This window comes from Paenibacillus sp. TAB_01 (assembly GCF_043945595.1).
Lineage (GTDB): Bacteria > Bacillota > Bacilli > Paenibacillales > NBRC-103111 > Paenibacillus_S.
Genome location: NZ_JBIFNP010000001.1, coordinates 6076465 through 6088640, shown reverse-complemented (window position 1 = coordinate 6088640; position 12176 = coordinate 6076465). Strand labels below are relative to the sequence as shown.

General features: G+C 53.5%; 12 protein-coding genes and 2 pseudogenes. 8 read left to right on the top strand and 6 right to left on the bottom strand.

Annotated features, from left to right (window positions below):
* The first annotated feature begins 64 nt into the window (after positions 1-64).
* Together ACHHV8_RS29690 and purD are read left to right on the top strand one after the other, a co-directional pair.
* Positions 65-797: pseudogene (locus ACHHV8_RS29690) on the top strand (IMP cyclohydrolase).
* A 15-nt stretch (positions 798-812) separates the two neighbouring features.
* Positions 813-2072: a phosphoribosylamine--glycine ligase gene (gene purD, locus ACHHV8_RS29685; RefSeq protein ID WP_395162880.1), complete on the top strand. Its 1260-nt coding sequence runs from the start codon at positions 813-815 to the stop codon at positions 2070-2072.
* Positions 2073-2210: 138 nt separating this feature from the next.
* On the opposite strand, the gene ACHHV8_RS29680 is transcribed toward purD, so the two are convergent.
* Positions 2211-2420 carry a hypothetical protein gene (locus ACHHV8_RS29680; RefSeq protein WP_395162879.1) on the bottom strand — a complete coding sequence of 70 codons (210 nt, stop codon included), beginning with the start codon at positions 2418-2420 and terminating at the stop codon, positions 2211-2213.
* Positions 2421-2593: 173 nt separating this feature from the next.
* On the opposite strand from ACHHV8_RS29680, the gene queF reads away from it, so the two are divergent.
* Positions 2594-3088, top strand: a complete 495-nt coding sequence (gene queF, locus ACHHV8_RS29675; RefSeq protein WP_395163662.1) for a preQ(1) synthase — start codon at positions 2594-2596, stop codon at positions 3086-3088.
* Positions 3089-3198: 110 nt separating this feature from the next.
* On the opposite strand, the gene ACHHV8_RS29670 is transcribed toward queF, so the two are convergent.
* Positions 3199-3330: a hypothetical protein gene (locus tag ACHHV8_RS29670; RefSeq protein ID WP_395162878.1), complete on the bottom strand. Its 132-nt coding sequence runs from the start codon at positions 3328-3330 to the stop codon at positions 3199-3201.
* A gap of 198 nt (positions 3331-3528) precedes the next feature.
* On the opposite strand from ACHHV8_RS29670, the gene ACHHV8_RS29665 reads away from it, so the two are divergent.
* Entirely contained in the window at positions 3529-3816 is a 288-nt protein-coding gene (locus tag ACHHV8_RS29665) for an ArsR/SmtB family transcription factor (protein ID WP_395162877.1), read from the top strand.
* Between the two features lie 71 nt (positions 3817-3887).
* Here the strand turns inward: ACHHV8_RS29665 and ACHHV8_RS29660 are convergent, their stop codons facing one another.
* Together ACHHV8_RS29660 and ACHHV8_RS29655 are read right to left on the bottom strand one after the other, a co-directional pair.
* Positions 3888-5084: a serine hydrolase domain-containing protein gene (locus ACHHV8_RS29660; RefSeq protein WP_395162876.1), complete on the bottom strand. Its 1197-nt coding sequence runs from the start codon at positions 5082-5084 to the stop codon at positions 3888-3890.
* A gap of 344 nt (positions 5085-5428) precedes the next feature.
* The gene (locus ACHHV8_RS29655) at positions 5429-6355 is read right to left on the bottom strand and encodes a DMT family transporter (protein ID WP_395162875.1); all 927 of its coding nucleotides are present in this window, start codon (positions 6353-6355) and stop codon (positions 5429-5431) included.
* 165 nt (positions 6356-6520) lie between these two features.
* Here ACHHV8_RS29655 and ACHHV8_RS29650 point away from each other — a divergent pair, with 165 nt between their 5' ends.
* Both ACHHV8_RS29650 and ACHHV8_RS29645 read left to right on the top strand, forming a co-directional pair.
* Positions 6521-6937, top strand: coding sequence for a MerR family transcriptional regulator (locus tag ACHHV8_RS29650; protein ID WP_395162874.1), 417 nt, complete (start codon positions 6521-6523; stop codon positions 6935-6937).
* A gap of 90 nt (positions 6938-7027) precedes the next feature.
* On the top strand, positions 7028-7411 hold the full coding sequence (locus tag ACHHV8_RS29645; protein ID WP_395162873.1) for a VOC family protein: 384 nt from the start codon (positions 7028-7030) through the stop codon (positions 7409-7411).
* Between the two features lie 321 nt (positions 7412-7732).
* Here ACHHV8_RS29645 and ACHHV8_RS29640 read toward each other — a convergent pair whose 3' ends face one another.
* Entirely contained in the window at positions 7733-8320 is a 588-nt protein-coding gene (locus ACHHV8_RS29640; RefSeq protein WP_395162872.1) for a peroxiredoxin, read from the bottom strand.
* Here ACHHV8_RS29640 and ACHHV8_RS29635 point away from each other — a divergent pair.
* Positions 8284-9735, top strand: a complete 1452-nt coding sequence (locus ACHHV8_RS29635; protein WP_395155790.1) for an IS1182 family transposase — start codon at positions 8284-8286, stop codon at positions 9733-9735. The genes ACHHV8_RS29640 and ACHHV8_RS29635 overlap by 37 nt on opposite strands.
* Positions 9736-10126: 391 nt before the next feature.
* Here ACHHV8_RS29635 and ACHHV8_RS29630 read toward each other — a convergent pair whose 3' ends face one another.
* Positions 10127-11035: a M15 family metallopeptidase gene (locus tag ACHHV8_RS29630; RefSeq protein ID WP_395162871.1), complete on the bottom strand. Its 909-nt coding sequence runs from the start codon at positions 11033-11035 to the stop codon at positions 10127-10129.
* A gap of 225 nt (positions 11036-11260) precedes the next feature.
* Here ACHHV8_RS29630 and ACHHV8_RS29625 point away from each other — a divergent pair.
* Positions 11261-12146 (top strand): annotated as a pseudogene (locus tag ACHHV8_RS29625) (ABC transporter ATP-binding protein).
* Positions 12147-12176: the final 30 nt, after the last annotated feature.

Below are 12176 nucleotides of genomic sequence, written 5' to 3'. Positions count from 1 at the left end.
ACAGGTTGTTGGAGCGGCATTTTCAATTACGCATTCATTTGCGATATTCAGGGGGAACTGAGCTGTGACAACGACAAGAGCCGCGGCAGCGGATCAATATTTGAACGGTTTGCAAAATAACGCGTACCCGGGACGCGGGATTGTCATCGGCGCTACGCCGGACGGCACGCGTCTGGTACAGGTGTATTGGATCATGGGGCGCAGCGAGAACAGCCGCAACCGCGTATTTATTCAGGAGGACAACGGCTTCGTCCGTACGGAAGCGAAGGTACCCTGCGAAGCTGACTGATCCGTCGCTTATCATTTACTACCCTGTAAGACATACGAATGGCGCGCATATCGTGACGAACGGCGATCAGACCGATACGATCTTTGAAGCGCTGCAAGTGGGCGGTTCCTTCGAAACCGCCTTGGCGACACGCACCTACGAGCCGGATGCGCCCAACTTTACGCCGCGTATCAGCGGTTTGGTGGACACGAAGGACGGCCAGTTCGCGTACAAGCTGTCGATACTTAAATCGAACGGCAATGTCGAGGACCAGACGCTTCGTCATACGTATACTTATGAGAAAGCTATTCCGGGCTACGGGCACTGCATCCATACGTATCAAGGAGACGGCAATCCGCTTCCTTCGTTCCAAGGAGAGCCGGCGCTGGTTCCTCTGACGAATGACATTCGCGACATTGCAGATGTGTATTGGAAAGCATTGAACGACGAGAACAAAATTTCCCTGCTCGTCAAAACGATTCAAATCGGCAGCGGCGAAACCGAGCTGCTTGTTGTGAACAAGGACTAAGGGGGAGCTGAAACCGTGCGGATATTAGTAGTGGGCGGCGGCGGCCGGGAGCACGCGATTTGCTGGGCATTGAAAAAAAGTCCGAAGGTGCAGCAGCTGTTCTGCGCACCCGGGAACGGCGGCATCGCCGAAGTAGCGGAGTGCGTGCCGTTTCAAGTCAACCAATTCGCGGAGATTGCTGAATTCGCTATGGACAATGCGGTGGACCTGGTTGTCATCGGTCCGGACGATCCGTTGTCCGAGGGAATTGTCGATCATCTGGAAGCGAAGAAAATTCCGGTATTCGGACCGCGCCAGAACGCGGCGATTCTCGAATCGAGCAAAGTATTTTCCAAGGAATTGTTCAAGAAATATAACATCCCGACAGCAGCTTACGAGTCGTTCAGCGACTATGAGCTTGCTTTGGACTACTTGCGCAAGCAGTCGATTCCGATCGTTATCAAGGCGGACGGACTGGCTGCAGGCAAAGGCGTTGTGGTAGCCCAATCGATGGAGGAAGCGGAGAAGGCGCTGCACGATATTATGGTTTCGCGCATTTTCGGCGATTCCGGGAATCAGGTCGTCATTGAGGAATTTCTGAGCGGCCAGGAGATGTCCATTCTTTCCTTCGTCGACGGCCATGTCGTCAAACCGATGGTTCCCGCACAGGACCATAAGGCGGTGTTCGATAACGACAAAGGACCGAATACCGGCGGCATGGGGACGTACACACCGCTTCCGCATATCCCGCAGTCGGTGATCGACGAAGCGATCGAGACGATTATCAAGCCTACGGCTGCAGCGATGGTGAGCGAAGGGCGTCCGTTCCGCGGCGTGTTGTTCGCCGGATTGATGATTACGCCGCAGGGGCCGAAAACGATCGAGTTCAACGCGCGCTTCGGCGATCCTGAGACGCAGGTTGTTCTGCCGCGGCTTCAAACGGATCTGCTCGACATCTTCCTCGCAGCCGTGAACGGCCATCTGGAACAGATGGATATTCAATGGAGCGATGAAGCGGCGGTATGTGTGATCCTGGCTTCCGAGGGCTATCCGGGCTCGTACCCGAAAGGCTTGCCGATCGAAGGCTTGAATGAGGTGCAGGATGCCATCGTGTTCCATGCGGGCACTGCGCTGAAGGACGGGCAGATCGTAACGAACGGAGGCCGTGTGCTCGGCGTGACTGCGCTTGGCAAAGATATCGCCGAGGCTCGTCAGAAGGCATACGCAGCTGCGGAAGGCATCCGCTTCCAAGGCAAGCATAGCCGCAGCGATATTGCGCTGAAGGCGCTTGTTTAAGCAGCTCCGGCAGCGCGGCGTTCGGTAGAGCCCACGCGAGCGTGCAGCATTACCGTGCCAGCTTCAAGCTTAAGAAACCTCCATGTTCATTCCCTGAGGGGAGCTGAGCATGGAGGTTTCTTTGCGTTTTTGCATGATTCAAGCGGTTGGTTCTGTGGTCTCCGGACGGTTGCGCCCGCCGTTTATATAGCCTCTTGCGATACGGGACGCGCGAAGGGTAGACACGATGATCAGCGTTTCCTCCCGCGACATCTCACGATTCTCATAAGTGAAATCGGAGAGGTCGGCGATCTGCTCGTCCGTATATTTATCGAATAAATCGATTAAGGTTTCCATGTTTTGATCCAAAGGACTTGCCTCCTATCACAGCTTGTTTGACTACGATTTATTATTAAGCAAGCCGCCGGTTTCGTCAACAACCTGGCTTGCATTTGGATAGGCAAACGAGAAGGCATTTCGTGGAAGGCATTGCTACGACGGGGATGGCAGAGTACAATGGGGTATGGAAAGGGGCTGCACTTATGCCAGGAAGAAATCAAGATGATTTGGAATTAAAGCTGCTCGGCAGCGAGAAAACCGCATATCCTATGACTTACGCGCCGGAAATGCTTGAAACGTTCGATAACAAGCATCCGTACCGCGATTATTTCGTTAAATTCAATTGTCCCGAATTTACCAGCTTGTGCCCGATTACGGGACAGCCGGATTTTGCGACCATCTACATTAGCTATATGCCGGACCAGAAAATGGTCGAGAGCAAGTCGCTCAAGCTGTATTTGTTCAGCTTCCGCAATCATGGGGATTTTCACGAGGACTGCATGAATATTATCATGAACGATTTGATTAAGCTGATGGACCCGAAATATATCGAGGTATGGGGCAAGTTTACGCCGCGCGGCGGCATTTCGATCGATCCGTACTGCAATTACGGGCGGCCGGGCACGAAGTATGAGCAGATGGCGGAGCACCGCCTGCTGAATCATGATCTGTATCCGGAGAAAGTGGACAACCGGTAATCTAGCTTTATTGAAAGTGCGTAGGGACCGCGGGACTTGGTCAATTCAAGCCTCTTTGCGGTCCCTGCTCTATGCATGCCGAGTAGACGCGGTCGGCTTCTTCCCGCCGGTTATTTGCGGCCGCTGCCTTTAATGACAATATGGTCCCAATAGAAGCAGACGAGAATGATGGCTGCTATGATACCTGCAATCAAGGCCGCAGATAACCAGTAATGGTGAAAGTAATAGGCAAAACGCTCCATACCGATCCCCCCGAACGTTAGATGGCTTTACCGGTTAGGATTTCCTTGCGTGCGGGGTTCCATACGAAAAAACGATGCCAAACGGCGTGCAGCGGCATAAAATGGAGAGAGACCGCATAGCGGTTTACTTTACAGGTAAAGACGGTTATGATACGTTTTGATTAGGGATCTTTAATTCAAGTAACGGAGGACATGAACATGACGGGGTCAATGGACAACCCTTCTTTACAAGAAGCGGTAAAAGTGTATAAAGCGCTGGGGGAACCGACTCGTCTGCAGATTGTTCAGCTTTTGTGCCACGAAAAGCAATTAAGCTGTACGGAAATCGGAGAGCGGCTGAATCATACGGCCGGATCTACGCTGTCCCATCATTTGAAGCAGCTGACAGACTGCGGCGTTGTTGAAATCAGCAAGAGCGGGACTTATCATTATCATCGGATTTGTGAGGATATGCTTCGGCGTTATGCGCCGGTGCTGATGAAATAAACTCATTTCGTGAGGGAGCCGGATCGGCTCCCTTTTTTGCTGCTGCCGATGCAGCTCTCCGGCATTAAGGCTTAAGGCTGCTTCAATCCGAAGGCTGCCATCCCGATTCGGCTGCCCAGCTGATTCTGGCCGGGGCCTTTGGCGTCCGTTGAATTAACGGAGTAAATTAGACGGCGCTGCAAATCCCGGGTAGCAAACATACCGTTGCCGTAGCCGGGACGAGCTCCCGTCTTTCCCCAGAAGGTAATCCCCTGGACCGTCGTCCGCATCAGCCCCATGCTCAGGTTAGCCATTCCGGCATCGCTGCCGTCGGCAGTCCACATTCGTGCTTCGGGCACGGTGAACATAAGCTCCAGCATGCCGGACGGAAGAAGCTGCCCCGAGAATAGAGCTGTCATAAAAGTATTCAGATCGGAGGTCGTCGATATGATCTGGCCTGCTGCCCATGTAAACGACGGGCTTCCTTCGGTTGCATCCGCCAGCGTGGTATGCCCTTCCTGTTCAACCGCTTGATAGCCATGCGTATAAACGCCTGTCATCCGAATATCGCTTCCGGGCATATATGTATTCGTCATCTGCAGAGGCTGCACAATGCGCTGCTGAACCTCCAGCTCATACGGATTGCCCGTGATCCGCTCAATTAACAGTCCGGCGAGAAAATAGTTGATATTGACGTAGTGCTGACGGGTGCCAGGTTCAAACTCCATCTTATTGTTGAAGGCCAGGCGAACGACCTGCTCGGGAGTCCAATTCATTTCCTGCAGGTCTTCCTCCGTGACTTCTTCCGGCAGGACGGGACTCGGAAGCCCGCTGGTGTGATTCAGCAGCTGCCCTACGGTAACGGGAGGAAAATCGGATGGAAACAGATCCGGCAGGTAGCGCTGAACGGGCTGCTCCAAATCCATCTTGTGCTCTGCGGCGAGCTGCAGCACCACGGTTGCAGTGAATACTTTGGTAATACTGCCGATCCGAAAGCGTCCGTCCGCTCGTGCCGGCTGCCCGGAGCGAATATCCGAGACGCCTGAAGCCCCCAGCCAGCTATCTGTAGGCGTGCCTACATACACCAGCGCTGCCGTAGCCTGCTCGTTGGGCAGTCCTGAGAGCGTATCACGGATCTTCTGCAAATCGAGCGGCGGAAGCGGGGCAGGGGTTAAGGAGGCTGATTCGGCCGCGGCAGTCTTGGCTGCGAAGGCGCGAGTATCGCCGCTGCCGAGCATGCTGACGGCCAGCACCGCGGCAGCGACGGAGATATTCATCCATTTATTCATTGCAGGTCTCCTTATGGGGATGTTCTGCTTCCATTGTACGGGGGAGGGCTGCTCACAAGAATGGGCGGGAGTCCAGACTTCCACTGGACTTAAGTCGGGCAGCCGCAGCATGCCCCCCAAAAAAGAAGCCGAAGGCGGAGGGGCATCGGCTTGATCGGGCTTATTTCAAGCCGATGCGTTGGGTGGTTCTGAGAGCGCTTCGCGACGACCGCTTGGGGTTCGACCGACCGCCACGCAGCGCCGCAACGCGCCCCTGGGATTGGCGCGCGTTGGAAATGCAACCGCAAATCCGGCGCGCAGATCCGGCGGCAGGAGCGGCACAGGCGGCCTCTGGAAACGGAGGACTATTTGGCTGTACGTCCGGATAAAGACGAAGCAGGCGCCCGAACGGCATTCCGCGCTAAAACGGTCGCGATAATGACGCCCAGGATGACCAGTACGGTCACCAGCAGCTGGATACCGGTAATCGGGGTGCCGGAAGCCAACGAGATCAGCATAGTGACGAGCGGCACAAGATTGAAGAAAATCGATGTCCGGCTAATTCCGAGCAGGTGGATGCCGTCATTCCACCATAAGTAGCCGAGCACGCTGGTGAACAAGGCCATGAAGACGATAGCGCCCCAAGCGGCGGCCGGAATAGCCGTTACAGGCAGCGGATTCGGTGTCCCGGAAGCAAATACAATCATACAGGCGGCCCCGATAGCCATAGTGTAGGAGGTGGTTGCCAAGCTGCTGGAGCCCCGGACGAAACGCCGGTTCAGCACTCCGTAAAGCGCCCAGCACAAATTGCCTCCGGCAATAAGAAGATCGCCTGTCGTAAAGGACAGCGTGCTGATGACCTGCCATGAGCCGTGAGTAATTACGAGCAGCACGCCGAGCAGCGAGCAGAAGATGCCCGTTCCCTGAAGGACGGTCAAGGATTCTTTCAGAATCCAGCGGGCCAGCAGAGCTGACAGCATCGGATTGGCAGCCATAATGAGGGAACCGTTGAGCGGCGAGGCGGACTTCATCCCTTCGAAGAAAAGCATATTAAAGCCGAAGACGCCGAGAATGCCGAGCAGTACAAACAGAATCCAATTCGACCTTAGGGCGGAAAGATTCATCCGTTCCCTCAGCAATAGCAAAAGAAGCACAATACAGGCCGCCAAGCCGAATCTCCAAGCCGCAGCCGCCGGCGCAGAGAAATAGTTGACCGCATAGGCGGCCAGATTAAACGAAGCGCCAATGAAAATGGAAACCAGCAGCAGCATCGCGTACATTTTCAATCGCATAATAAATCCCTCCTGATTCGGTAGTAGCACCAGCTTACAAATTAGAGCCGAGTCGAAGTCAAGAGGGGAATAAGCACTCTTTTTGCAGAACAAAGAGTTGACTTCGAGCCAGCTCTAAGGTGTATGATGAGTTGAGATCAGCAGAGGAGAAGGAGTGAAGAAGCGATGCTCACCATAAGTCAGGTATCGGAGAAGACGGGACTGACCCCTTATACACTGCGTTATTATGAAAAAATCGGGGTGCTGAAGGGACCGATGCACAGAAACGGCTTAGCCCGCCGCTACACGGAAAGTGAGGTCTCCTTCATCCAGTGCTTGAACGGGCTGAAAAAGCTTGGGATGTCGCTTGAGGAAATCACGGAGTTTTTTCGGGACGGATGCGTGATGGAGAAAATTCAGCAGGGAGAAGACATCACCAAGCTGACCCCCTCTTTAAATAAACGGACGGCTATCCTGACAAAGCATTTGGCGGAGCTGGAGGCCAAACGGCGCGAGCTGGACGGCATTATTGCGCTTACCAAAGAGAAGCTGGCCGTTTACGATGAAATAGCCCAGGAAGCGGAGAGTATCAAGCTGAAATAGACTTAAGGTGAGAACATCAAGCTGGAGTAGAGTTAAGGCGGAGAGCATTAGGCTGAAATAGAGCTAAGTTAGATACAGGGAGTGATAACGATGAAGATCGATCGTTTGGATCATTTGGTGCTTACGGTTCGCGATGTCCCGGCAGCATGTCTCTTTTATTCGCGAGTGCTTGGAATGGAAGTGGTGACATTCGGGGACGACAGGAAAGCGCTGCAGTTCGGCAGCTGCAAAATCAATCTGCATCAGCAGGGGCGTGAATTCGAGCCCAAAGCCGCCGCGCCGCTTGCGGGATCGGCCGATCTGTGCTTTATCTCAGATACGCCTGTAGAGCAGGTGATTGCCCATCTGGCCTCGTGCGGAGTGAAGGTCGAAGAAGGACCGGTAACCCGGACAGGGGCGATGGGACCGATTCGGTCAGTTTATTTCCGCGATCCGGACGGAAACTTGCTGGAGGTATCCAACTACACGGCGTGAGTTGTGTTAGAAAGAAAACGCGCCGCCGCCGTACTTGTACCTCCGTTTCCGCTCGCTGGGCGTCACAGACTCCGCTCTGGCTAAATTTAAAGAAAAAAATCCCCTCGCGAACGGAGGGAGGCCACTGAAAAAGTCATCGCTACGAGTACGGAACATTCTTCCGATCGCTGTTGTCCCTGGATTTCTTTGATTATCTTCCGCTTGTAGCGGTTGAAATCCAAGGACAAAGGCGAACGCTTTCGCTTCTACAGAACGATTCCGTGCTCTCCGCTAGTTTTTCAGTGGCCTCCGCTTAGGATGCCGGTTTTTTTGACACTGCAATTATCCGAGTGTTTTATCGCCTTTTTTCCAATTCACCGGGCACAAGCCGCCGGATTGAAGCGCCTCAAGAATGCGCAGCGTTTCTTCGACACTGCGGCCGACGTTCATATCGGTAACTACCTGGTAGCGAACTGCGCCTTCGGGGTCGATAATGAACAGACCGCGGTGCGCCGCGCCCGAAGCGTCGTCAAGCACGCCGTATGCTTTGGCTGTTTCTTTCTTGAAGTCGGACGCCAGCGGGTAGTTGATCGGGCCGATGCCCTGCTGGTCGCGCGGCGTATTGATCCAAGCACGGTGGGTATAGACGCTGTCCACCGAGATGCCTACGATATCGCAGCCAAGCTCCTTGAACTTATCTACGTTGTCGCTGAATGCGATAATTTCCGTCGGGCATACATACGTGAAGTCATAAGGCCAGAAGAACACCATTACCCAACGGCGAGGCCACTGAAAAAGTCCGTTAATGAAAAGGTACAGACTCTCAATATTTTGAGGGCGCTGTGCCTTTTTTCTTGTATACTTTAAAGTAATACGTCGGAAGGGTGAAGACCATGTTCCAGCCTCAACTTTCTTTTGCATTAAGCCCATACACAGCGCTATATGACCTCATCGTGCCGAAAGACAACATGCTACGCCAGATAAATGAGCTGGTTGACTTCTCCTTCGTCTACGACGAATTGAAAGCTAACTACTGTTTGGACAACGGCCGTAACGCCATCGATCCGTTGCGGATGTTTAAATATCTGCTTCTGAAAGCTATTTTCGAGGTGTCGGACGTGGATCTGGTCGAGCGCTCCCGGTACGATATGTCTTTTAAATACTTCCTTCAGATGGCTCCGGAAGAAGCCGTCATCGACCCGAGCTCCCTTACGAAGTTCCGCAAGTTGCGGTTAAAAAACATGGATCTGCTGGATCTGCTCATCGGCAAGACAGTTGAACTAGCTACTGCGCAAGGGATTTTAACGAGCACCTCCATCATCGTGGACGCGACGCATACAAAAGCCCGTTATAACCAGAAATCACCGAGGGAGATTTTACAGGACCGTTCCCGCAAATTGCGAAAAGCCATCTACTCTATCGACGAATCGCTGAAGGGGAAGCTACCTGCCAAGAACGCCGTGGATACGCTCGAGGCCGAGATCGACTATTGCCAGAAGCTCATCGAGGTTACCGAAACCGGGCTTGGTATCGCCCAACTGCCTAAGATTACAGAACCGTTGAATCTGCTAAAAGAGACCGTCGAGGATGACATAGAACAACTGCGCATCTCGCAAGATCAGGATGCGCGCGTCGGCCACAAGAGTGCAGATTCCTCGTTTTTTGGCTATAAGACGCATATTGCCATGAGTGAGGAACGAATCATTACGGCGGCAATTGTAACGACCGGAGAGAAGAACGATGGCAAGCAGTTGCAATCGCTCATCGAGAAAAGCAAGGCTGCGGGCATGGATGTAAAGACGGTAATTGGCGATATGGCCTATTCGGAAAAAGAAAACATCGCATACAGCAAGGAAAATCAGATTGAACTCGTCTCCCGGCTTAACCCACAAATCACCCAGGGTATGCGCAAAAAGGAAGATGAATTCGAATTCAATAAAGATGCAGGCATGTATGTATGCAAGGCAGGCCATATGGCGATTCGGAAAGCGCGGACAGGAAAAAAGGGAATCAGCAAAAACCAAAAGGACACTTACTATTTCGATGTGGAGCTATGCAAACGATGCCCCTTCAAAGAAGGATGCTACAAGGAGGGCTCTAAAAGTAAAACGTACTCGGTGAGCATTAAATCCGGGGAGCACGCCGAGCAGATGGCATTCCAGGAAACGGAGTATTTCAAAGAGAAGGCGAAAGAACGGTACAAGATCGAGGCCAAAAACAGCGAACTTAAGCACCGGCACGGGTACGACGTAGCCACGTCCTCGGGTCTGTTAGGCATGCAGATACAAGGAGCTATGGCCATATTCGCAGTAAACTTAAAGCGGATATTGAAACTGGCTGACTAAAAAATAGCGTAAAGCCCTATGAAAAATGCGGTACCCTCCGAGAAAATCGGAACAGGTGCCGCATTTTTTTCGCCTAACGCCTGGACTCACCGAAAAAACGTAAGTTCTTCAGTGGCCTCGAACGGAGGCCACTGAAAAACTAGCGGAGCGTGCGGAATCGTTCTGTAGAAGCGAAAGCGTTCGCCTTTGTCCTTGGATTTCAACCGCTACAAGCGGGATATAATCAAAGAAATCCAGGGACAACAGCGATCGGAAGAATGTTCCGTACTCGGAGCGATACCTTTTTCAGTGGCCTCTGCGAACGGAGGGAATGTGCAGTCCGGAACGCCCCTGAGGGTTCCGGGCTTTTTTGTTTGAACCGGCTGTTTAAATTTTACCGGGTAATGGCGATTTATTTGGATACCGGAACGGCATTTAAATATTCTTCGAGTGTAATGCCTTTAGCTGTGATTTCTTTTGCTATTTCCGTGCCGACATAGCGAATATGCCAAGGCTCGTATTGATAGCCTGTAATTGATTCCTTGCCTTTCAAGTAACGGATAATGAAGCCATACTCGGATGCGTGCTTGGCGAGCCAGCTTGCTTCCTTCGTGCTGCCGAAGCAGTCCTCCGCGGCACACTTGCCGTCGCTGCCGGACACGTCGATGGCGAGTCCGGTCTCATGCTCGCTGTGACCGGGAACGGCGCTGTAGGTGCGGGCCTTCTCTTCGCCGTCCTTTTTGACGTAGTTGTTATACACGCTCGTCTGCGTGGCGTGGGAGCGATAGGCGGATACGCCGGCTAGGAAGATGCCGTCCTTTTTCGCTCCGGCGAACAATTTCTCCAATGCCTGCGCGGCTTCCTTGCGCATTTTGCGCTTCTCGATCTGCTCCTTGAACGTGAACGGCACGTTCGGGTACACGAGATCCTTCGGCTCGTAGCTCGAAGGGAGCGAGTACTGCTTGTTCACGAGCACCGTGACGCTTTCCGGGTTCGCCACGACTTGCTCCGCGCCGCCCTTTGCGGAATCGGCTCCGGTCTTGCCTTTATCGCTGCCGGTTCCGCTGCCAGAAGCGGCGGATTTGTCTCCTGCAGGCGTATTGGACGTAGCGGCGCCTGTGCTGCCGTTTGAGCCGTCAGTGGAGCCGTTCGTGCCAGTAGCGGCGGTTCCACTCGCGGCTCCCGGGGTGGACGAGCTCTGCGCCTCAGGCGTGGAGCCTGCCGTACCGCCGGCCGGAGCGGGTTTGTCTTCGCAAGCGGTAAACAGAAGCAGGGATGAAGCCAACAGCAGTGCGGTTACGATGGATTTCTTTTGTGTCATGATGATGCAGGATCCTCTCTATCTTGATTTCCACTGAATTGCATAGCTTACTTATCGTACTATAGACGAACCATTTTCTGCAAAAGTTGCATGGCCAGGCCATGTTGAGCCTGCGGACAAGCCCCGGATGACAAACGTCATATGAAAGAAATGACATTGTTGCATACCGCCGCCGCTGCGAAAAAGGTAAGCTGAATCTATCAACGATAACGAGGTGATTATCCTATGAAGCCAGTAATTCAGTTAGACCGTGTGAGCAAGCTGTTTAAAGGAAAGACGGCGGTAGAGGATCTTTCTCTGACGATAGATGAGGGCAGCGTCATTGCACTGCTCGGACCTAACGGGGCCGGCAAAACGACAACCGTCTCGATGATGCTCGGCCTGCAGCAGCCGACCTCAGGAGCAATCCGGCTGCTGGGCGGAAGTCCGCAGGATCGTGAAGTGCGCAACCGGCTGGGCGCTATGCTTCAGGAGGTGAATGTGATCGACGGGCTGAAGGCGGAAGAAACGATCGGGCTATTCCAAAGCTATTATACGAACCCGCTGCCGCTGGATACGCTGCTCAAGGTTTCGGGTCTGGAAGCAGAGCGGAGCAAGATGGCGTCGGCCTTATCCGGCGGTCAGAAAAGGAGACTGAACTTTGCCTTGGCGCTGGCAGGGGACCCGGCGGTGCTTTTTCTCGATGAGCCGACCGTCGGGATGGACGTCACATCGCGTCAGCTGTTCTGGGACACGGTCCAGGGCCATGGCAGGCAGCGGACGGACGATTATTTTGACCACGCATTATCTTGAAGAAGCGGATGCGATCGCAGATCGGGTGATCGTGATGAACAAAGGCAAGCTGATTGCTGACGGTACGCCGACGGAGATTAAAGCTTCGACGAACAGGAGAATGGTCTCGTTTACGGCTTCGCCGCAGGTAAGCAAGGAAGAAGTCGAGCTGCTTCCCGGCGTAATTCAAGCCGAATGGACGGGGAATCGGGTAAAGCTGTGGAGCGGAGATACGGACCGTATCCTTTGGGCTATCGTCGAATCCGGTCTGGATGTGAAGGATATCGAGGTATACAGCGGCGGGCTGGAGGATGCGTTTCAGTCGCTGATCCGCAGCTGAAGCGGTTCCTGAGCTTTTACAAGCCTACCG